A 21913-nucleotide genomic window follows, 5' to 3' on the forward strand; every position below is an offset into this window, starting at 1 on the left:
ACTCACACCCGAATCTGAATGATCTTGCGAATCAGCAAGAATCCGATTGTCTGCATAATGATTCCGGCTCCGATGAGCAGGTGGCCGATGGGATCCGTGAACATCGGCCTGATGAACTCGCGGTTCACCAGGAACAGCATCAGGACGCAAGCGGGTGGCATGATCATCAGGATGACCATCGTGAGCCGCCCCTGGGCGGTGTAAACGCGCAACTGGCGAAGAATTTTGAAACGTTCGCGGATGAGGTACGAGAGGTTGTCGAGAATCTCAGCGAGATTGCCGCCGGTCTCGCGCTGCAACAATACGGCGGTCACGAAGAACTTGACGTCCATGAGCGGAATGCGTTCGGTGAGGTTGAGTAGCGCATCCCGCAGAGGCAGGCCAAACTTCTGTTCCTCGAAGACCTTGCGGAACTCGCCCGAGAGTGGCTCCTGCAATTCCGTCGCCATGAGTTCCAGCGCGGTGGTGAAGGCATGGCCGGCACGAATGGCGCGCGCGAGCAGGTCGATAGCGGCCGGAAAGTTCTGCTCGAACAGGTGGAAGCGCTTCATGCGAAGGAAGGCTGCATACCCGAAAGGAAGAGCGCAGCCGATAGCACCACCGAGCAGCATCATGAAAATGTTGCCGGCAAGCAGATACATGGAGACCGCGCCAACGGCAATGACACATGCGTCGATGAGCAGGAACTTGCCGGCGCGCATTTTCATGTCGGCCTGTGCCAGGTAACGTTGCAGCCTGGTGACACGTGCGGAACGTGACAATGCCTTGTTGAGAGCGGGAATCTCGCTCAGCAATTCGTCCCGCAACAACTCGAGCTCTTCCGCTGGATTGCGGCGCTGCGCCTGTTCGACACTGGCGAGGCGGTCGCGAAGAAGGCGGGCGCGCCCGGAACGCTCATCAAAAGCGGCAAATACGGCGAAGCAGCCGACCGCTAGTGCCAGAAAGAACGCGAGCAATATGAACAGCACTTGGCACCTTCCTGTGTTGCCTGGAACTTGTTGCCTACAATTCAGTGTGCGATTCGAAGAGGCTGGTGCTAAGACGGAAGCCGGCAGAGGCAAGCCGGTCGGAGAACTTCGGCCGGATGCCACAAGCTCGGAAAACGCCTTTCACTTTGCCTGCCTCAGATATGCCGCGTCGCTCGAACGTGAAGATCTCCTGCATCGTGACCACCTCGCCTTCCATTCCCGTGACTTCGGAAATGGAAGTGATGCGGCGGCTGCCGTCAACCATGCGGCTCACCTGGACGACGCCATTGATGGCAGACGCAAGCTGCTGTCGGATCGCCTTGTCTGGCAGGTTGAGGTTCGCCATGGACACCATGTTCTCCACGCGAGACAGCGCGTCGCGCGGCGTGTTGGCGTGCACCGTTGTTAACGAACCCTCGTGCCCGGTATTCATGGCCTGAAGCATGTCGAACGCTTCTTCGCCACGCACCTCGCCGACGACAATGCGATCGGGTCGCATGCGCAGGCTGTTGATGACAAGCTGGCGCTGCCTGACGGCGCCCTGGCCTTCGATGTTGGGAGGCCGCGTCTCAAGCCGTACAACGTGCTCCTGCCTGAGCTGAAGCTCGGCCGCGTCTTCGATGGTGATGATGCGTTCAGTTTCCGGAATATGCCCGGAGAGCACGTTAAGAAGCGTGGTCTTGCCGGCGCCGGTTCCGCCCGAAATCAGAATGTTGAGTCGGCCCATGACCATGGCCGTCAGCAGCTCCATCATCGCTGGCGTGAGCGTCTTGTTGTTAAGCAAATCGGTTTGGGTGAGCGGGTCGCGTCCGAATCTACGGATGGACAGGCACGCTCCGTCGATTGCCAGCGGTGGGATGATGGCGTTAACACGCGAACCGTCCGGCAGGCGCGCGTCCACCATGGGCGAAGACTCATCGACGCGGCGACCTACACGCGAGACGATGCGGTCGATGATTTGAATGAGATGCTGGTCGTCCTTGAACGTGAGCTGAGTCCGAACGAGCTTGCCGGCGCGTTCGATATAGACCTGGTTGTAGCGATTGACCAGGATGTCAGAGATGCTGGAATCCTCAAGAAGGCGCTCGAGCGGACCAAGCCCGAAGATCTCGTCAAGAATCTCGCGCGCGAGGCGTTCACGCTCGGTGAAGCTGAGAGGGATGCCTTCATTCGCAATGGTCGTCCGAATGATGCCAAGCACCTCTTCTCGCGCCGTATCGCTGGGCGTGCGGTCGAGCTTCTCAAGGTTGAGCCGGTCAAGGATTTTGCGGTGTAGCTCTGCCTTGACCTGCTGGAATCCAGTTCTTTCGGAGGTTTTCTCGAGCTCTAGCATGCTTTACCCAGGCTCAGAATTGTGAGCGGCCAGTTCTTCGGTTTGGTGTCGGGCGCGGGCTCGGATACGAGTCGCGCTAATTGAGCAAAGGATCGTGAGATTTCTGAATGGTTCTGCTGTACGACGGGCATTCCACGATCAATGGAGACGGAGACGGCCGCATACTCGTTTGGAATCTTTAGCAGAATCTTCGCGCCGGTTGTCGTCTCGATTTCGGAATCGCTGAATCCCGGGATTTTGCGGAAGCGGTTCATGACCAGGCGAAGCCGCTGTGCGCCCGTGCCTTCTCCAAAAAACCGCTGCACTTTTGCTGCACTCCAGAGCGAGGCGACATCGGAGAGGCCAACGAGAAGGACCGTATCGGATAAATCGCAAACGACACGCGAGACGCGATCCAGCCGCGAAGATGCATCAACGACCACGTAACGGAAATGCTGCACCAGAAGATCGAACAAGCGCGCGACATCCGCAGTCGCCGTGTCCTCTGGCAACGGTTCGGTAACGCCGGCGAGCAACTGGAGGCCGCTGTCGAGGCGGGTCATGTAGCCCTCGAGTAACGAGTGGTCAAGGCGGTGCGCGTTGCGAATCGCATCCGAAACCGTAAACGCTGGACGCGCATTCAGGTGCAGGGCTGCGTGGCCGAGCGGAGCAAGGTCGACAAGGACGACGCCGCTCTTCAAGGAGTTCAAGGCGAGGCTGGTGTTGACGGCGATGGTGGTTGCGCCGCTGCCGCCCTTGGTACCGCAGACGGCGATGACTTTTCCGCGCTCATTGTTCTCGCGGCTCTGGCGCTGTGTTGAGGAGGCGCGAACGAAAGCCTCCAACAGTTCGGTTGTTGTAGTGGGACGCTGGAGAAATTCGCGAGCGCCGGCCCGCATCGTGTTGATGATGACTTGCGGTTGGCCGGTATCGCCGACGGCAAAGATGGTTGCTTTTGGAACTTCTGCGCGCAGCAATTCGATTGCGCGGAGCGCAGCCGACGAATTGTTCCTCTCAATATCCACAACAATGACGTGCGGTAGCGCGTCCTGTATGCGACGTACGGTGAGGTCCGTCGCACCGACGGGATAACCGGCAAAACTTTGGACGGTTCTCGCAACCGCAGTTCCATCGACCTGAATCTGCAAGATGGTCTTTTGCTCTTCATCAGGCGCCAGAACGACTACAGACAATTCAGCCATTGAACACTTCCCGCTCCCAAAGACAGATTAGGTTGAGCAAACTGTTCGGATCACGGCCGCTGTTGCACGAGGCGGATCGGCACCGTGTAGGGGCCGGGGGTGCCCGGAGGCGTTTCGGTGGTGCCACCGCCGTTGATGTCTCCGCACTCGATGGGCCCAAGAATGTGCGCCAGCGTGTCTCCCCGGTTAGATCCCGTCTGGACAACGCTGTCTACGAAGACCTTTACGAAGCCCAGGACCTTAATGTCATTGTTCGTGCCCGGATTCACCGTCTGGTTACACGAATCCCAGATCGGAGCCACTGCGAGATTGCGGCTCGTTGCCCCTGGGTTGCGCGAGAGAAAGGCATCGTAGGTGTCGATATTCTCGGTGCCAATCAAATCATTGATTCCCTGCGTGGTTGGGCCGACCATATTGCCGGTCTCGACGTCGATGGCAGTAACCTTCTGCGAATTTCCGCAGCTCAGCAGGTCCGGAGCGCCGCACTGATTCAGACAGCGACCCAGGGTGCAGCGGTACATATCAGCACCGCCAATCTGCTCGCCGTTGTAGGTTCCGTTGCCGAAATCGAGCGAGTAAAACTGACTCGGCGCAAGGCCTGTCTTCGTGACCGACGGTGTCGTGGGCCGTATGAGGTACTGGATACCGAATTTGGTGGAGCTGGTTGGATCGCTTTCGGGCGGACTATTTGCCCAGGCGCTAATGGTGCCATCTGTGTTGAATATGGTGTGGCCGGCAGAACAGGCGACACTCGGCGCTTCACCACTCAGAATTGTGTTTGGCAGAAACAGCGGCTTCAGGCAGTACGAGGTGGAACCTGCAGGCGCGCCATTACCGGTGGTTGCGACCTCGGCAGTAGCGCGTGCAAGAACGTCCGCCCTCTCAACTCCGAGGAACCGTGCGAAATATGTGGCAACTCCGTTGGTTCCGGTGCGGCGCACGGTCACCGTCACTCGCTGGTTCACGTAATCCGGCACAATGTCCGCGTCCTCAAGCAGGACGGACTGTTTCAGGATGCCGTTCTGCGAGGCGATGCTCTTAGCGGAGTTTTTGACGGCTGAATCGAGATCCCAGCTCTCGCAACCGGTAGCGGGAGGAGTTGCCGAGTTGCAAATATTCGTGAACTCGAACGCAGCGGCGAGCGCGGCTGCGTCCGCAGCATGCTGGGCACTCGTGCGAGCCGTGTAGAGCATTCCGAGGTCGATTGCAATGGCGGTGATCCCGAGGAATGCGAATAGCATGATCGTCAGAAGGACGAGGCTAACGCCGCGTTCGGAGTTCTTCCTCTTCATTGCGCACCTCCAGCAGTTGCCTTATCGGCAGACTTGTCGCCAGGTTTTTGATCCATGTACGGAAGGGGGTTGTGTGGCAGAGGGGGTGGAGCGGTTGTAGGTGATACTCTGCGGGCCGTGACGAGGACCATCAGCTCCGTTTTGCTCTTCTGAATGTTCTTGCTCTTGAAGAGGGTTCCGAGAATCGGGATGTCGCCTAGACCGGGGATCTTGGAGGCGATGTTCGTCACCCGATTGTCGAGCAGTCCGGCGATGACGAAGCTCTGGCCATCCTGCAGTTCAAGCTCGGTTGTTGCGCGACGCGTGCTCAGAGCGGGGATGAAGAACCCTGATATCTGCAATGCATTGGTGAAATCGAGCGCGCTGACCTCGGGCATGACCTGAAGGTGGATGCTCCCCTCCGGCGTGATCAGCGGAATAAATTTCAGGCGCACGCCGAACTCCTTGAACATGATGCTGATCGAGGAAGTGCCGGTACCCGCTTGCACGACGGGAAAGGGGAATTCGCCGCCAGCGAGGAAGCTGGCTTCCTTGCCGTTAAGCGCAATCAGGTTTGGCTCAGCAAGAATCTGCAGAATGTTCTTCTGCTGTAGGGCCTTGACGATGACGCCAAGGTTGATGTCGCTGCGGAACAGCATGATGTTCAGCAGATCGGTCATGCCGAAGACGCCGGGCTGATGCTGGAGTGTGTTGCCGATCGCTCCAGCGGCTGCATGATTTCCCGTAACACTTGTGCTGCCGTTGATGTCCGCCGGAAGTGAGCCAACCTTGCTCCCGCTGAAGCTACCGAACTGCTGTGTCGAGGTCGTTCCGAAGGTGTTCGCCGCTCCCGTCGAGAAGAGGTTAAGACCCAGTTGCATCAGCGCCGTGCGGTTCACTTCCGCGAACTTCACTTCGAGCAGTACTTCCTGGGCTCCGACAGGGCCGAACGTCATCACGTTGACAACGTTCTTGGTGTAGGCGCTGGCGATGAGCCCGGCGCGCTCTGCGTCTTCCTTGGTTGCAACGTGTCCTGAAAGAACGAGAGAGCTGCGCGACGAGGAGACTTCGATCTTCTGCCCGGGAAAGATGCGGCGCATCTCTTCGCCTGCGGCTGTGGCGTCAACGTCCACGCGCAGATCGAAGCTGCGTGACTGCTCGCTTTCGTTCCACATGAGAAGGGTGACTTCTCCGGGAGCGCGGCCGTGCACCAGGACTTGCGTCGGCGTAACCACCAAGGCGTCGGCAACCGCGGGGTCGGTAACCGAAACTCGCCTGAGGCGGTCGGCGGTGTTGATGAGCAAAGACTTGCCAACCCTCACGCGTAGGGGCGCGGACTGGTCCGACACCTCCTGCGTGGTGATGTTCTGATCGCTCGCGGTCGCCGGTGTTGCCGGTGTGGGGGCCTGTGGCGACATGCGTTGACCAGAGCTCTGCGGAGCAGACGGTGTAACCGATTGAAAAACAGGTTTCGCCGAGAGCGAGATTCCGCTCGCGCCGACACTCTCCGTCATTGCCTGGGCACTCGCTCTGCTATCGAGCACGATCGCCAGGAGCACGGCCAGAAGGGCACAGCCAAGCAGAAATCTCATGCGTGAATTCATTGCAGTTCTCCATCCAGTGTCAGTCTTTGCTGTAACTAGAACTTCGTAACATCGCGCTTGTCGCCCCTGATGGTTTCCACCAGGTATGCTTGCGGCGGCGGCACATCGACTGCTTTCTTGGGTCCAGCCTTTATCCGCTTCACTGCGACTTCGGGCAGAGCCGGTGCGTGGTAGAGCGCAACGTTCCGGACGGCGACCGGATTTGACTTGTCGAGATCCAGGGGATTGCGCAAGGCGAGCTGTATTTTTCCTTCGTTGGAGGCGAGAGCCAGTTTCTGCGCTTCGTCCGGCGAGACGAGAAGCGTGATGACGGTGACCTGTTGCGGCTTGCCGCCCTCGGGGTTCTGCTGCATCTCCTTGCCGGCCGCAAGAACCTCGACGTTTTCCAGCACCGTTGTTGTCATCACGTCGGACGAGCCCTGGCGAGCCGAAGGAGAGCCAGTGAGCAGGACGTCGACGTGGGTCCCGGGACTGACAAACCCTGCAACGGAGATGACCTCATTCACCTTGACCGAGACTGCTCGCATTTTGGTGGGGATCATCGATGGCAGTCCGGCACCGGCTTTCTCGGACGCAAGCTTGTTGGATAGAACCAGTTCATTTTTGGCCATCGGCACGATCACGCCGCGCCCTACGATTTCTGGCACGCTATTGAAGACGCCGCTGGGCAGATCGGACGAGGGAATCTCCACCGTGCGCAGATAGCGCTCTTCGAGTCGCTGGCCGACGTTGAGGTCCGCGGCTGCGACAACGACCGGTGTCATCGGTCTCTTGCTGCCGTCGATAGCCTTGCGCACAACACGGAACCCGGCGAAGGTAATAAAACCCGCTACTGCCAGCGCCAGCACTCCGACCATGATCAGCCGATTGCGATTCATCCTGCTTCCTCCTGAAACCTAGTACATGTTCCTGAACTCCGCCTGTGTGCCGATGGCAACTGTCGCCGGCACTCCAGCGTGGAGGCTGGGAAGATACTTGTACGTGTATTGGTATTGAATCGATATCTGTGACGCAGTCATGCAACCGCCGGTAGAGCAGGTAGTGCTACAGCCGAGGTACGTTGTCGGCGCGGTAAGCGGCACCTGGCAGTCCTGCCGGACTGTGATCTGTGCGCTCGTCAGGTCTGAGATTCCGTTGCGGGCGGCATACGCCATCACCGCATTCTTAAGCTGCTGCTCGACGCACTCGGGAGGGCAAGCGCATCCTGCGCTGCAATCGACCGGGTACTTGTTCTGCTCCAGGATCGAAAGGCGCGCGCCTTCACGGGCCGCATTATTGAGCACCTCATGCAAGAGGATCATTCTGCCGCCCTCGTAAATGATGACCGAAATGATCAACAAAATAGGGAGCGCTATGGCCATCTCGACGAGTTGTGTGCCACGCTGGCAACCTTTATGGGATCGCATTGTTTTCATTGCGCATGACCGCCTTTGTCGCGAGAGTGATCGTGGCGAACCGCAAAAGCTTAAAGCGATAGGGCGTGGTCACATCAACCTCTGTGAACGTGGTACTCACGCCATTGACCGTGTTCGTGACCGATTGCGAGACCGTGACGGTCGCGTTGTCCGGGCCGCTTCCGCAGAAGACCGCGCCAGGGCGCATGTAATCGCAGACGCGCGCCTGCACGGCATCTGCGGACGGCAGTTCGTTCGATCCGTAATACGGTGCGACTGAAAACCGTGCGCCTTCGCGCGCCGCGTTCGTCATCGTGTGATACGTCTGCAGCGCACGCGCGAAGTCGAAGATGATGAACATCATCGACACGAAAATCGGGAGCACGATCGCAAACTCGACCAGCGTTCCACCGCGTTGCTTGCCTGCATGTCTCATAGTCTGAACACCGCTGCGACTGTCCCCAACGCTGCTGCCACGCCGAATGGCGACCTGACCATGGAGGGGTTTGAGACATTCAGATCAGGATGTTGGCGCAGTCCTGCTTTGTAAAAGCTCCTCAGAATTTCGGCCATGTTGTGCAAGGTGCGTCGCAGAACTCGCAACCGGATCACCTGCACGAGAGCGATGAGACCGGCCGCCAGAATCGACACAAGCATTGCGTAAGACCAGGACGGGAAGCCCAGCATCGCGCCCAACGCCGCAATCAATTTCACGTCGCCGCCGCCAATCGCACCCAAAGAGAACAGGGCTATACCAATTCCAAAGCCCACGATGGCGGCGCCAAGAGCGCTTAAGAACCCACCGTTGATGCCGTGGTATACAAGTCCGGCGACAAAGCCTCCTACGGTTAACACCCGCGGGATCTTTCGCCAGCGCAAGTCTGAGAAAGCCGCCGTGATCGCGAACGTTATGACAATGGCCTTCCACATAAATCGGTGCCTCACGAGTAGGTCGTGACTATTACGGATTAAGTGCGGCGCTCAAGCGGCCTGCCATGCTGGTATATCCGGCCGCTAGTTGCCCGCCGAAGCCGACAACGCCCACGACCACAAGCAATGCAATGAGGCCGATAAGCATTGCGTACTCAGCAAGGTCTTGACCGTGATCATCCAAAAGAACTTTTCGAATGTTGCGAGCCATCTGCTGCTCCGTGGATCCGTGTGCAAAGGATCTTGTGGCGTGACATTAGCGGCGGAGGCCTTGACGGGCTCCGCCGCCTCAGACCGAAACTTAGCCGGTTGCCCAGCCGCCGATTGTTCCAGCAACGCCGTTCCACCAAGCGAGCAAATTCCCGCCGAAGAGTGTGACGCCAGCGATGACGATGAACGCGATCAGGGCGACGAGCATTGCGTACTCGGCGAGATCCTGACCCGAATCATCTGTCCACATCGTGCGAAGCATTTCCATCTCAGCCTCCATTTTTTGTGTGCGAGCTTTCGCTCTCGTACTGAGCTAATGCAATCAGGTGCGCAGTCGATGGCGGAGCCGTGGATTTGTTTGGGGCTGTGGAATGAGCCAGTTGCAAACTGTCACCAGTGCGTGGGCAGGCGAAGTGTCCGAGAAGTGGGACATTTCCTGTTGAGAGCTGCTCCGGTTGTCGGACAGTGCGCGTCGAAGCGATGCCTTCGGATGGCTGTTGGATGATGTTGTGCGCGAAAAAAGAGGCGCTCGTGTTCGAGCGCCTGGAGAAAGCAACGAGGTTTTCACTTCAGTGCATGAGGCGTACGTCAGCGGCAGGGGGAGGGGAAACATCCAGTTCGTCGATGAGGCGGTGCAGGGAGGAGCGGGCGATCTTGAGCGAGCGGGCCGCCTGGAGCTTGTTGTTGTCGAACTCGAGCAGTGCGCGCTGGATGAGCCGGCGCTTGAAGCTCCGTACCTCATCTTCGAAGGATGCGCCGAATTCCTCCTCCCAGCCGCCCATTTCCAGCGGAAGGTGCTCAAGGCGAACCTCGCAGTCATCACAGATGACCACTGCGCGCTCCATCACATTCTGCACTTCGCGAATGTTGCCGGGCCACTGATGCTCCTGCAATACGGCCAGGGCCACCGGACTGATGCGACGAGCAGGACGGTTGTGCTTCTCCGCGTACTGGCGAAGGAAGGCGTGCGCGAGCAGTGCAATATCGTCCCGGCGTTCTCGCAATGCAGGCAACTTGATCTCGATCGTGTTAAGCCGGTAATAGAGGTCAGCGCGGAAGATGCCGGCCTTGACCAGTTCAGGGAGCGAGCGGTTGGTGGCGCATATGACACGCGCCTCCATTGGGCGAGGTTGATTGCTGCCAAGGCGTTCGAAGGAGTGTTCCTGCAAAACGCGCAGCAACTTGACCTGCAAGCCGGGGGAAAGCTCGCCGATCTCGTCGAGGAAAATCGTTCCGCTAGCAGCGGCTTCGAATCGGCCCTGGCGCATTGTAGTGGCACCGGTAAATGCGCCTCTCTCGTGCCCAAAGAGTTCCGCTTCAATCAGGGTTTCAGGCAGGCTGGAGCAAGCGACGGCGACAAAGGGCTGTTCGGCGCGCGGGCTCGCCGAGTGAATGGCGCGGGCCATCAATTCCTTGCCTGTGCCGGTTTCGCCTGTAATGAGTGCAGACGCATCTGTGGCCGCGACCTTGGAGGCAAATGTAAGGACTGCCTGCATCTTGCGGTGTGTGCCGATAATGCAGTTGAAGCCCGGGCCTTGCGTCGTGGAGCGAAGACGCGTGAGCTCGATGTTTAGTTCATAAAACTGCGCGGCTCGACGCAGCACGATCCGAAGTTCTTCCATGCTTCCGACTTCGGGGAAGTAGTCGTACGCGCCTGCCGCGACGGCTATGCGAGTCAGTTGGCGTTCTGGGGAAGGTAAGAAAGCCACTACTGGAATGCCGGCACGATTACGGATGACATGCTGAAGTCTGGTGAGAGAGGCGTGGAATTCCGGGTTTTCGAGACCAGGCATGCCGACGATGATCACGTCGGCCAGTAATAGTGCTTCGTCGTCCGGTTCGGCAGGCAGTAGCTCAAATCCAGCACCTAATTTGTCAGAAAGAACTGCAAAGAACTCAACCCTGTGATCGACGAATCTACACCTCATCACGGGCCCCCCCGGCCAGGCTCGACCAGAGGTAAGCACGTTGAATGCCTTGATTTGCGAAGATGCTTTGTTCAATGAGAACAAAGACTTAGACTATTAAGCTCGTTTATTGGCGTAGGCTAGGAGTGCCGCTCTTGTTTACTTAGATACACACATGTACCTCGTCGGAGCACATAGCTGTGTATCGAGCTTCAGCTACATGCAACGTCGGTTGCTTATGTTGCGATTTCGACGAACGGGTAACTGCAAAAAAACAGGCGACCCTTGGGCGCCTGTTGATTGCGGTCAGGCAGCGTGCGCGTAACTCTCGCCGGCGCTCCGGCTAGCGGCTGTCACAATTCCCTTTACATCATTGATTTCGCAGCAATCCGCCGCGCCAGAGGCGAGCGACTCAGTCCACATTTGCTCGTCTGGAACGCGATGAGTGCACACGACAGCGACCTGATCAAATTCGTGGCATATCTCGCGAAGTTCAGGAAAGTCAACAAGCTCTAAATCAATAATGGCGACATGTGCCCGGTGGTGGAGGATGCTACGGCGCATTTCATCGATGTCACGCGCGACCGCAACAAGACGAAAATAACGATGCAGCGTCGCGGCCAGATGCTCTGCCGCGACGCAGTCGCTTTGAGCGACCACGATGCTGAACGGTTGCATACTACCCCCTTTGCACCTACGCCTGCTAAAGCAGGGTGGCTAAAGCTGGCGGAACGTAAGTCTAGCGTTTGGCCTCGGCTCGTTCGGCCGGTGGTTCGAACGGCTCAGCCTGGAGCTTGCCGTTCTGCTTGAGGAGGATTTCAACCTTACCTTCAGCGTCCTCGAGTTCTTTGCGGCAGGAATTTGAGAGCTGAATGCCTTCTTCAAATAACTTCAAAGCCTGTTCAAGAGGAATGTCACCCTTTTCAAGTTGATCAACGATCTTTTCCAACCGCTCAAGACACTCTTCGAACTTAGGCAAGGCTCACTCCTGAAACGAAATTCTACTGCATATCCTGAGTCACTCATCGCGAAGTTTTGGCCGCAGCGCGATACTGGAATGTAACACTCGATATTCGTCTAAACAGACGCGCCTTGGTTGGAACCGAGGACCTCCAGCACGTCAACGGCGGCTGCATAGCGGCCCAAGGGCGCACTGATCTGAACGCCCTGCACTGATTGTCGTACCTGCATAAGCATTTCGCGCGCGATAGTGACACCCTCCTCGCGTGCGGCTTCCGCCGAAGTGGCGCAGGCCATGCGCTCGATAATGGAGTCCGGCACGGAGACTCGCAATTCGTTCTTCATGAACTCGGCATTTCGTACGCTGGTTAGGGGCCAAATGCCGGCCAGCACCGGGATGCGGCAGTGCTCGATCCTGCGAAGGAAACTTTCCAGCAGTGAAACGTCGAAGACCGGCTGGGTGACTGCAAACTCGGCACCAGCCTGCACCTTGAATTCAAAGCGCCGAATCTCTTCGTCTATGTTCGGGCTGCCGGGATTAGCGCCCACGCCCAGCACAAACGAGGTGGCGGTTCCAATGGGATTGCCGCCGATATCGAGGCCCTTGTTTAGGTTGCGGACGATGTTTACGAGGCCAATGGAATCAACATCGAATACGGCGGTTGCGTCAGGATAGTTGCCAAGCTTCGGCGGATCGCCGGTAATGCAGATCAGATTCCTGATGCCGATGGCGGAAGCGCCAAGCAGGTCGCTCTGAATACTGAGGACATTGCGGTCACGGCAGGTGTAGTGCAACACGGTTTCGATCCCTACCCGTTGCTGCACAAGGGTACAGAGCGCCTGGTTGCTCATGCGCGCCGAAGCGCGGGGACTGTCGGGGATGTTGATGCTGTCCACGCCAACAGACTTGAGATAGATTGCGGCTTCGATTTCGCGTTGTGCGTCGGTGCCGCGCGGCGGCACCACTTCCACCATGGCGATGAACTCGCGCTCCGCCAGTCTGCGCCCCAGCAGCGAGCGCGTTGCAATCGGAACGGGTTCCAGCGCGTGTGCCGTAGTTTCGGTGGAGACGCGGAAGGAACTCGTGCGCGCCTCGCCTACGCGCAATGCAGACTTCATGGCGCGAATATGTTCCGGCGTGGTGCCGCAGCAACCACCAACCAGACGGACTCCGGCCGCTATGTAGCGGCGAGCGTAGCTGGCCATGTATTCAGGCGAGCAAAGATAGATGTTCCGCCCTTCGACACTGCGGGGCATGCCCGCGTTCGGTTGGGCAGAGATTGGCAGGGTTGTCGCGCTTCGTACGGACTCCACTGCGTCCAGCATGGCCGCGGGGCCTACGCTGCAATTACAGCCTATGACGTTTGCGCCCCACTCTTCGAGACGCGCGGCATAGGTTTCTGGCAAGGAACCATCGAGGCAGTTGCCTTCTTCGTCGATCGTTACCTGCGCGACGATGGGAATGTTGGCATCGACCTCACGAGCCGCGAGAATTGCCTGGTGCAATTCTTCGAGGTAGCCGAAGGTTTCCAGGATGAGAAGATCCACACCGGCTTCTACCAATATTCGGATCTGTTCCACGAAGGACTGCCGCGCTTCATCGTAGGCGATCTTGCCGAGCGGTTCGATGCGCACACCGAGCGGGCCGACGGAGCCAGCGACCATGACCTCTGTGTTGCCCGCGGCCTCGCGCGCAAGGCGAACGCCAGCATGGTTAATATCCGCGACTTTGTCCTGGCAACCATGACGTGCAAGGCGGAACGAGTTCGCTCCGAAGGTGTTGGTCTCGATGACCTCGGCGCCCGCCTTGACGTAAGACTGATGGATGCCGCGAATGAGATCGGGCTGCGACAGGTTCAGTTCGTCGTAGCAGCGATTGATGAAGACGCCCTTAGCATATAGCAGAGTGCCCATGGCCCCATCGCACAGGATGGGACCGCGCTGAAGTCGGGTCAGGAACAAACTTGGCATCCCATGAGAATACTGCACGGAAGGCAAGGGCGAAAGGGATGCTTGTTCGGGCGCAATAGCTGAACTCGATGCAGCCTCAACGCGGCCTCCGGGCTGCGTAGCGCCGCCTCTAAGCTCTGCTATACTCAGGTGTTTCCAGCAATTGTTTCTATTTACGAGCTCTCAATGGAGTGCCACGCTTGAAAAGAGCGGCTCTTGCAGTTTTTACTCTCGCCCTCGCGGGTGGAATACTGATTTCGTGCGGTGGCGGCGGTAACAATACCGGCTCCAACGCCCCGGTGATCAGCAAAATCGCGAACCGCGTATTGGTATCGAACAGCTTCAACGGCGAGTTGTCGATTGTGGACGCGGCGAAAGACCTGCTCAGCGGGTTTAAAATCACTGTGGGCGGGATGCCGCAGTTCATGGTGGTTTCCGACAGCAAGAACACCACATTGGTGTTCGAGTCCGACTCCAACAATATTACCGCCGTGGATAACGCCACAGAGACGCGCATCGCCGCCTTCACGATGCCAAGCTGGACTGAGAGCGTTACTGTGACTTCCGACGGCAAGACCGCGTATGCGGCCGTTCGCAATGCCACGGTAGAGAACAGCAGGCCCGGCGCGATCCAGATCATGGACTTGCGCGACACGCAGAAGATCACTGGAACGATCAACGTGCCAAACGTGCGTTGGATCGCCATGGATCACCAGGGCAAGAAGTTGCTGGCCTTTAGCGATGGCGCAGACACGGTGAAACTCATTGACTTAACGACCGAGGCAAAAACGCCGGCGGATATCGCCGGGCCGTTCTCGCGTCCGGTTGCCGCGTATTTCAGCTCCGACGATTCCAAAGCCTACATTCTGAGCTGCGGTGCAGAGTGCGGTGGCGCCGCCGTGGCAAACGTGACGGAGTTGACGATCGCCACAGGCGCGGTTCGAAAAGTAGATGTGCCCGCAGCGACCATAGGCGTGTTAGACGGAAACAATCTGTACGTTGCGGGTGCCCCCAATGGATCAGGCGGGGCCTTTAGCGCCGTTGATACATCGACGATGACGATTGTAGCGGGTACTCCAGTGACAATTGGCCCCGGATTCCACTCGCGAATCGCTTTAGCCGGCGGCAAGGTGTGGATCGGTGCGCGCAATTGTCAGGGTAGCGGCTGCCTTTCCATCGTGAACGTGAGTGACAAGTCGGTCCTTATCGATAACCCAGGACCTGGCCAGACATCGAAGGGAGACGTTACCGGTATCACGACGGTTGCAAATCGTAATGTCATGTACGTTGTCGAAGGAGCGGAATTGAGGGTTTATGACATATCGACAGGCAACGAGATGCAAACGCAACTGGACGTTGTCGGTATTGCGACGGACGTGAAGTCGATAACGTAGGCGGGATGAGCTCGAAAGGTAATGGGCGACGGAATCCGTCGCCCTTTCTATTTGATTCTCAGCTAATTCTTGCCGGAGCCTATTTGGCAGGCTCTAGAACGAGTTCATGCTGGCGTGCCTTCTGCACCGCCGCCGGAGTGAACGCCAGCGGGAAAGTAGTGCCGTTGTACCAGGCGCTCCACTGGTCGTTGTAGTGTGTGCTGAGCGGATGTCCTGATTGGCCGTTCACGAGGTTGAGCGTGGAGTTGTCGAAATCAGCAAAGTCCACGGTCATGCGCTGTGACGGGCCGAATTTGCGACCGACCTGCTTAATCGTGTTGCCATTCCCAGACTGTGGCTGAACTCCCGGACCACTCCAGGAACGCAGGAAAGGAATCCGGCTGAAGATTGGGTGCGATATTTCGACGGGGTTTTGCTTGCCGTAGTTCCACTTATCTAGATTCCGTGGCGCGCTCTTGTCGGCAACCGCGGCCTCAAGGGCGGCGGTAAGCAGTTCGTTGTAGCTGGAGTACTGCTGCGGCAGCCATCTTGGCTGCTGGAATAGCAACGCATTCTCCAGCCATACGGATGACATGAACCAGCTGTAGAGAGCGGCGTCTTTACCTAGCTTAGCCTCAAGCATAAGACGCGCCATGTGCCTCCGGGCGGCGGTAGTGATGGCCGCTGCGGCGGAATCTTTGCTGACCCGCGCGTCCCATTTGCGCAGAATTTCTGCCGCACGCTTTGCGCGATCGGACGCCTTAGGCGAGTGATCGACAGCGTAAGCGAATCGCTCGGCGAGGAAGCGGTCGAACTCGGAATACACGTCGGTCTGCAAAGTGAGCATGTCCGCGGTTGTGAACTTGTGGTCCGCGCGGAGCACGCGATAAATGCGTTCCGTTCGATAAGGTGAGCCCCACTGCGTGCTGATGGAGTACGGATAGCCGTCGGGCGTAATGCGCCCGTTCGCAGTGGCAATGATGCCGGAGGCGGGGTCGAAAGCGGTGGGCATCTGTTCGAATGGTATATAGCCCGTCCACTCGTGCGCGTTGTCGGCGCCATTCACGGGGACGGATCCGTCGCCCGCGGCGCGCGTAGGGACGAGCCCAGTGGCCTGGTATCCGATGTGCCCGTCGACGTCGGCGTAAACGACGTTCTGCCCGGGGCCTCCGAAGCGGGCGACGGCAGCCCGGAACTCCTGCCAATTGCTTGCCGTGTTCACTTCATAAAACGGGAACGTAAGCGCCGCCGGATCATAGATGATCCACTTGAGCGCGAGCTTGCGTTTCTCGCCGGGAATCAGAGGTGTGATGATTGGGCCATGCCGCGTTACCTCTACTTCCAGGGTGACGTCGCGGCCGTTCTTTACGCGGATGATTTCCTGCCTTCGGTCCGCAGGCTTCCAGCCATCGGGAGTCTGATACTCGCCGCGCTCGTTGAGGTTTTCCACAAACACATCTTCAACGTCGGGACCAACGTTGGTGAAGCCCCATGCCACGCGCTGGTTGTGGCCGACGATGACAAACGGGAGACCGGGAAGGGTCACGCCCGCAACATCGATCTCGCCAGCCTGGAGATGCGCCTCATACCAGACATTTGGGAGACGGTGGCCAAGGTGCATGTCGTTCGAGAGCAGAGGTTTGCCTGTAGCGGTGCGCGTGCCGGAAACAACCCAGTCATTTGAGCCAGGCCGTAGTGGATCAGAGAAGTGTGTCAGCGATAGTTGCTCAAGGGAAGCACGAGTTTTCCGGCGGCGGTGTCGTATCGGCGGTGCATTCGGCGCGTCATCATCGCGCTTTGTGGGAGAAGCCTCTTCAACCTGAATCTCCGTACTGTTCTCGACAGGTACGATGTCACGGTAGGAAGAGTTCACGTAGAGGTCGGCCACGAGCTCTGGATCTAAGCGAGCGGCGATCTTTTCACGCGTCAGTTTCTGTTCGTAGAAACCATGATTCAGCATTTCGGCCATCATGGCACCGACGAGGAATGAATCCGTCGGCGTCCACGGACGCGGCGAGTAGCGCATCAGGCGAAACTCGAGCGGCAGCGAATTTGTGTGCTGCTCCATGTATGCATTCACGCCTCGTGCGTAGGCATCGAAGAACGTGCGATCCCGCAAAGAAAGATTGTCGGCAGCGCGCTCCGCAACCTGGCGCAGTCCGAGGATGCGTTGATGTTTGTCCTGCACGAGGAATCCAGAACCGAGTACTTCCGAGAGTTCTCCGGCGGCAAAGCGGCGTGTGGAATCCATCTCCCACAAGCGGTCCTGTGCGGTGACGTAACCCTGCGCGAAGAAAAGATCCTCCGCGCTCGCGGCAGAGATGTGCGGTACGCCCTGTGCGTCACGCGTGACATGGACGGGCGCAGAGAGGCCTGCAAGTTGGATGGTGCCGTCCAACTGCGGCAGCGAAGAAGATGCAGCATTTCGCAGCCACACGGTAAATGCGAGCGCAAACGCTAGAGCGACGGCGAGCAGGATGATGAAAACGCGAACTGCAAAACGACGAGTGCGGCGGCGTAAGTAGTGGCGAGCGGCGACAGCGGGCATGACGTCTGACATGGGAGACTCCGATTGTAGACATTCGTGCGATCACGGAACAATCGGTGAAACCTGCTAGACAAGCATTTGCTTCGGAAGCAAGGTCGAATGCACCAGAGATGGTTCAAGGACGGGAATGTATTAGAAGTTTTCCGAAGGAGATTGGGCAATCGGGTTGACAGGCAGCGCCGCACGAACTTACGATGAGCCGTTACGTAATGAAATTGAATTTCAATTTCAATTACAAATCGAACGCCGGACCACTTACGTCCGGCCTCCTAGTGAGGCTTCATGCGATCCCCGTTACGACTGTCAGTGCTCGCCCTTCTATTCATCCATGCGCTTGCATCCATTTCCGTCGCGCAAGAGACTCCGGCCGATGTGCAACAAAAGCTTGAGAGCCTTGCAACACAGCTTCAGCAACAGCAGCAGCAGATTGAGACGCTTCAGCGGTCGCAACAGGAATTGCTCGATCAGCTCAAAGCAGCGCGTGCCGCCGCTTCAACTACTACGGGCACGAGCAACGCCGCGACAGCACCAGCGCCAGAGGCGACTTCGCAACCGAAGGTAGCGCAGGGAAGCGACGCTCGAACGGGCACCTCTGAGACGCCTTCCTCGACGCGTGCCGCACGTTACGTGGACTGGCAGGGGGGAGGCGTCAAGATTGGGGACGATCGCGTCAAGGTTGGTGGATACGGCTCGCTGCGTTTCGAGAGCAACGATGTGCCGAGCGGATTCAATATGCCCGGCGGGTCGGCCTCGGCGTTCACCTTCAGGCGCTTTGTCGTAACCACGGACGCACGCGTTGCACCGCGCCTGCGCGTTTACAGCGAGATTGAGTACGAGCGCCTGCACGGCATCGAGGCGGAGAAAGGCTTCGAGCGCTCCGCTGATGGGCTCAAGTTTAAGCAGACAACCGAAGGGAATGCCGGCGGCGAACTGGCGGTGGAGCAGGCGTGGGGGCAGCTCAATTTTGCAGAGAACCATGGGGTTCGCGCGGGGGTTGTGCTGGTGCCGGTTGGCCGCTTCAACCTGCTGCACGATGATGACTACTGGGACATCCCGCGACGCACGCTGACCGACCGTGATGCCTCTGTGCTGCCGGTGAAGGCCGCGTGGCGCGACCTGGGTGCAGGACTCGTCGGCAGCTTCAACGTGGGCCGCAGCGGCAAGCTCGATTACCAGGTCTATGCGTTGAATGGCGCTGCACTCGACTTCAACATGGAGCAGGAGATCGAGACCGAAGCCGGCGCGCCTGGCGCAGCCGAACTGGTTCTCAACAGCGAAATGCAGCTTTCGAGCGGCTTCTTCGATGGGACGAAGTCGGCAACGGCGGTTGCATGGCGCGCGGCTTATAGTCCGTCGCTCAACGGTGAGTTTGCGCTATCGGGATATCACGGCAAGTATGCGCCGTCGTTCCTCGACTTCCGTGAGCCGATAACGAGCGTTGCCTACGACCACAAGTGGCGCTGGAAGGGTTTCGAAACGGAAGCCGAGGCAGTGTACACATCGATGGGACGGCTGGATCGCGTAATGGGTGCTTTCGGACAGGCTGCCTTCAACTCCGCCAATGCGACTCTGCCGAGCGGTTCCGGCGCGTTCACCAGTGCAGTTGTGGAGATGGAACTGGCGAACCTGTCGCGCACGCGTGCTGGCGTGTGGTCGGACTTTAAGTATCACGCGCGGCCGAAATGGCTGAAGAACTCGTTTCTCGGGAGCAGCTTCGAAGATCCGCAGATCATCCCCATCGTACGTTACGAGCGTGTTTGGCTGAACGGCGTAGTGGATGACATCGAGATTGTGAACGGTGCGGTCGCAGGCTTCTCGCGCGAGAACATGGAGCAGGAGCGCTGGACAGCCGGTCTGAGCTATCGGCCTTCCGTGCAGTTCGCGGTGCAGGCCGCTTATGAACACAATCGGCGGATCAACGGCTCTCGCCTCATTTTCCCGAAGGTGCCGGTGGACTCAACGAACGGCATGATCCTGGGAATGGCGTTCTCGTTCTAAACAGCTAAGAGGGGCGCTCGCTAGCCGGGCGCCCCATAGTTTGGACAGGTCTTATGAAGAAAATACTGTTCGCCACGCTGATGGTCGCGATGCTGATCTGCGGTTCGCTCTCGGCTGAAACACTGCTTACCGAGGCGCAGGCGCTGAAGATCGTCTTCCCTAAGTCGCAGACAGTCGAGCGCGACACAAAGTCGTTAACCGGCGAACAACGCCAAAAGCTGCAACAGAGCACCAGGCTGCGCTTTCCCGAGCAGCAGTACACGTTTTATGTCGCGAAGAGTAAGGGGCAGATTGATGGCCACGCTCTGGTATTGGATGAGATAGGAAAGCACGAGAACATCACATTCATCGTCGGCGTAAGTCCGAAGGGCGAAGTCCTGGAAGTCGCCGTGATGGAGTATCGCGAGTCGCGCGGCGGAGAGGTCAAGGAGCAACGATTCCTGCGGCAGTTTCACGGCAAGAAGCAGGCGGACGAGATAGCCGTTAACAAGGACATCATGAACTATACGGGCGCTACGCTCTCATCGCACGCGATCGCCAGGGGAGTAAAGCGCGCCCTGGCGCTGGTCGATACCTTCTATGGCACGAGCAAGTAAAGCCACCGCCTGTGTGGTGACGCTGCTGCTCGCGCTGGCCGTCGCACACGGCGATGAGAAGCGCGACGCATCCCCTCAGCAGGCCGTACCGCGGAAGCAGGTGCGCTACGTCATGGGCACCCTGTGCGAGATTGTTGCGTATCCAATCGGCGACCATCCGGGAACGTTTCCATCTGGCCAGACATTTACCACTGAGCAGTTGGAGCGCACCGACGCAGCCATCAGCGCCGCTTTCGACGAACTGAAGCGCCTGGATGCTTTGCTCTCGAACTGGAAGCCAAATTCCGAGCTGATGAAGATGAACGCGGCGGCGGCTGAGTCGGTTCACGGCAGCCGGCCAGAGGTGCCGGTGGGCGCAGAGCTGTTCGAGCGCGTGCAGACGGCGCTGGATATAGCGAGAAAAACAGGCGGCCGATTCGATCCGACCGTTGGACCGCTGGTTCGGGCGTGGGGATTCTTGCCAGATAGTTGGCCCGCGGGTGAGCGCACCAAGCGTGTCGCCGAGGCACGAAAGCGTGTCGGGTGGAGGAAGGTGCGACTCGACCCGGAGCGCCATACGGTGAGCTTCGGGGTGCCTGGGATGGAGATCGACCTGGGCGGAATCGCCAAGGGGTATGCGTCAGAGCGTGCGTTGCAGGTTCTTCGGGACCGAGGCGTCAAGGCCGGGGCTGTTTCCCTGGGCGAGAGTTCCATCAGCGTCATGGGCGAGCCCGCTTCGAGCACAGAGACCTGCGCGCGAGAGATGGGCGATGCCCAGTGCGTCGGTTGGCAATTCTACATACGTGACCCGCGCCAGACGTATAAACCAGTGGGAAGGGTGGTTCTGAAGGATGGTGAGTCGCTGGCCACGTCCGGCACTTACGAGAAGACCACAGGTGCAGGGAGCAAGAGGCGCTCGCACATCATCAATCCTTCAACAGGGCAGGCAATCGGGGGTGCCGTGGGCGTGACGGTGGTCGCGAGGAGTGGGGAACTGGCGGACGCGCTGACGAAGGCATTTCTCCTGTTGCCAACGGAGCCCGAGCGCCGTCCGGGCGAGGTAGCCAGAATATTGCGACTGTTCGGAACGGCCAATGTTATGCTCTTGGAAGGAAGCGCGAAAGGGCTGCAAACGAGCATTTGGGGCTCCCGCACATCGCGATTCCAAACCATTTCTCAAGATCAGAAGGCACATGCTGCAGAAGCGCGTTGACGATCATTCTTCTATCTCTCGCGAGATGGTTCGCGAGGCTGAGGAGATTTTTCATAACCACTTGAAGAAAGTGGGTCTGAAGCATACAGATCAACGCGACACGATCCTTCGTACTTTTCTGGAGACGCGCGACCACCTCTCGACCGACGAACTCCATCGGCTTGTAAAAAAGAAGGATCCCAAGATAGGTTTCACCACCGTGTACCGCACCTTGAAGCTGCTTTCCGAGTGCGGTCTAGCGAGTGAAGTGGCTTTCCAGGACGGCGTCGCGCGGTATGAGCACCAGTACAATCGGCGGAATCACCATCACATGGTGTGCACGGAATGCGGAAGCTCTGTTGAATTCTTTTCTCCGGATATCGAACGCATCGAGCAGGAGATAGGGCGCAAGCATCATTATGTGACGACGCGGCACAGCTTTCAGGTTTACGGAGTGTGCGAGGAGTGCCGCAAGAAATCCGCTCGCCGCGTTGTCTAGAGCCCCGTTTCTCGTACATT

The 21913-nt window shown here is 58.4% G+C and carries 21 protein-coding genes; 5 read left to right on the forward strand and 16 right to left on the reverse strand.

The window, feature by feature from the left end; translation table 11 throughout:
* Positions 1 to 2: 2 nt before the first annotated feature.
* The 15 genes from VN622_14655 to VN622_14725 all read right to left on the reverse strand — a co-directional run bounded on the left by VN622_14655 (position 3) and on the right by VN622_14725 (position 13729).
* The gene (locus VN622_14655; protein HWR37101.1) at positions 3 to 968 is read right to left on the reverse strand and encodes a type II secretion system F family protein; all 966 of its coding nucleotides are present in this window, start codon (positions 966 to 968) and stop codon (positions 3 to 5) included.
* A gap of 34 nt (positions 969 to 1002) precedes the next feature.
* Positions 1003 to 2301: a CpaF family protein gene (locus VN622_14660; GenBank protein HWR37102.1), complete on the reverse strand. Its 1299-nt coding sequence runs from the start codon at positions 2299 to 2301 to the stop codon at positions 1003 to 1005.
* The gene (locus VN622_14665) at positions 2295 to 3482 is read right to left on the reverse strand and encodes an AAA family ATPase (protein HWR37103.1); all 1188 of its coding nucleotides are present in this window, start codon (positions 3480 to 3482) and stop codon (positions 2295 to 2297) included. Before VN622_14665 ends, VN622_14660 begins: the two co-directional genes overlap by 7 nt.
* A gap of 50 nt (positions 3483 to 3532) precedes the next feature.
* On the reverse strand, positions 3533 to 4774 hold the full coding sequence (locus VN622_14670) for a pilus assembly protein TadG-related protein (protein ID HWR37104.1): 1242 nt from the start codon (positions 4772 to 4774) through the stop codon (positions 3533 to 3535).
* Positions 4771 to 6357: a pilus assembly protein N-terminal domain-containing protein gene (locus tag VN622_14675; GenBank protein ID HWR37105.1), complete on the reverse strand. Its 1587-nt coding sequence runs from the start codon at positions 6355 to 6357 to the stop codon at positions 4771 to 4773. The genes VN622_14670 and VN622_14675 overlap by 4 nt, the downstream gene beginning before the upstream one ends.
* Positions 6358 to 6392: 35 nt before the next feature.
* Positions 6393 to 7235 (reverse strand): Flp pilus assembly protein CpaB, encoded by an 843-nt coding sequence (cpaB, locus tag VN622_14680; protein ID HWR37106.1) that lies wholly within the window; start codon positions 7233 to 7235, stop codon positions 6393 to 6395.
* 18 nt (positions 7236 to 7253) lie between these two features.
* Positions 7254 to 7772, reverse strand: coding sequence for a TadE/TadG family type IV pilus assembly protein (locus VN622_14685; GenBank protein HWR37107.1), 519 nt, complete (start codon positions 7770 to 7772; stop codon positions 7254 to 7256).
* The gene (locus tag VN622_14690) at positions 7750 to 8187 is read right to left on the reverse strand and encodes a TadE/TadG family type IV pilus assembly protein (GenBank protein HWR37108.1); all 438 of its coding nucleotides are present in this window, start codon (positions 8185 to 8187) and stop codon (positions 7750 to 7752) included. Before VN622_14690 ends, VN622_14685 begins: the two co-directional genes overlap by 23 nt.
* Positions 8184 to 8681 (reverse strand): A24 family peptidase, encoded by a 498-nt coding sequence (locus VN622_14695; GenBank protein HWR37109.1) that lies wholly within the window; start codon positions 8679 to 8681, stop codon positions 8184 to 8186. Before VN622_14695 ends, VN622_14690 begins: the two co-directional genes overlap by 4 nt.
* Before the next feature lie 31 nt (positions 8682 to 8712).
* Entirely contained in the window at positions 8713 to 8892 is a 180-nt protein-coding gene (locus VN622_14700; GenBank protein HWR37110.1) for a Flp family type IVb pilin, read from the reverse strand.
* Positions 8893 to 8982: 90 nt separating this feature from the next.
* Positions 8983 to 9159: a Flp family type IVb pilin gene (locus VN622_14705; GenBank protein ID HWR37111.1), complete on the reverse strand. Its 177-nt coding sequence runs from the start codon at positions 9157 to 9159 to the stop codon at positions 8983 to 8985.
* A gap of 301 nt (positions 9160 to 9460) precedes the next feature.
* Entirely contained in the window at positions 9461 to 10819 is a 1359-nt protein-coding gene (locus tag VN622_14710; protein ID HWR37112.1) for a sigma-54 dependent transcriptional regulator, read from the reverse strand.
* A gap of 285 nt (positions 10820 to 11104) precedes the next feature.
* On the reverse strand, positions 11105 to 11476 hold the full coding sequence (locus VN622_14715; protein ID HWR37113.1) for a hypothetical protein: 372 nt from the start codon (positions 11474 to 11476) through the stop codon (positions 11105 to 11107).
* 61 nt (positions 11477 to 11537) lie between these two features.
* On the reverse strand, positions 11538 to 11777 hold the full coding sequence (locus VN622_14720; GenBank protein HWR37114.1) for an exodeoxyribonuclease VII small subunit: 240 nt from the start codon (positions 11775 to 11777) through the stop codon (positions 11538 to 11540).
* Between the two features lie 98 nt (positions 11778 to 11875).
* Positions 11876 to 13729 (reverse strand): bifunctional homocysteine S-methyltransferase/methylenetetrahydrofolate reductase, encoded by a 1854-nt coding sequence (locus VN622_14725; protein ID HWR37115.1) that lies wholly within the window; start codon positions 13727 to 13729, stop codon positions 11876 to 11878.
* A 179-nt stretch (positions 13730 to 13908) separates the two neighbouring features.
* Between VN622_14725 and VN622_14730 the strand changes: the two genes are divergently transcribed.
* Positions 13909 to 15102, forward strand: a complete 1194-nt coding sequence (locus VN622_14730) for a YncE family protein (protein ID HWR37116.1) — start codon at positions 13909 to 13911, stop codon at positions 15100 to 15102.
* 79 nt (positions 15103 to 15181) lie between these two features.
* Here VN622_14730 and VN622_14735 read toward each other — a convergent pair whose 3' ends face one another.
* The gene (locus VN622_14735; GenBank protein ID HWR37117.1) at positions 15182 to 17641 is read right to left on the reverse strand and encodes a penicillin acylase family protein; all 2460 of its coding nucleotides are present in this window, start codon (positions 17639 to 17641) and stop codon (positions 15182 to 15184) included.
* A gap of 270 nt (positions 17642 to 17911) precedes the next feature.
* On the opposite strand from VN622_14735, the gene VN622_14740 reads away from it, so the two are divergent.
* The 4 genes from VN622_14740 to VN622_14755 are packed head-to-tail and all read left to right on the forward strand — an operon-like array spanning position 17912 to position 21893.
* On the forward strand, positions 17912 to 19627 hold the full coding sequence (locus tag VN622_14740) for a hypothetical protein (protein ID HWR37118.1): 1716 nt from the start codon (positions 17912 to 17914) through the stop codon (positions 19625 to 19627).
* Positions 19628 to 19680: 53 nt separating this feature from the next.
* On the forward strand, positions 19681 to 20223 hold the full coding sequence (locus VN622_14745; protein HWR37119.1) for an FMN-binding protein: 543 nt from the start codon (positions 19681 to 19683) through the stop codon (positions 20221 to 20223).
* A complete protein-coding gene (locus VN622_14750) occupies positions 20207 to 21415 on the forward strand; it encodes an FAD:protein FMN transferase (protein ID HWR37120.1) in 1209 nt (402 codons plus the stop codon). The genes VN622_14745 and VN622_14750 overlap by 17 nt, the downstream gene beginning before the upstream one ends.
* On the forward strand, positions 21396 to 21893 hold the full coding sequence (locus VN622_14755; protein ID HWR37121.1) for a Fur family transcriptional regulator: 498 nt from the start codon (positions 21396 to 21398) through the stop codon (positions 21891 to 21893). The genes VN622_14750 and VN622_14755 overlap by 20 nt, the downstream gene beginning before the upstream one ends.
* Positions 21894 to 21913: the final 20 nt, after the last annotated feature.

Source organism: Clostridia bacterium, assembly GCA_035561135.1.
Taxonomy (GTDB): Bacteria; Acidobacteriota; Terriglobia; order Terriglobales; family Acidobacteriaceae; genus DATMYA01.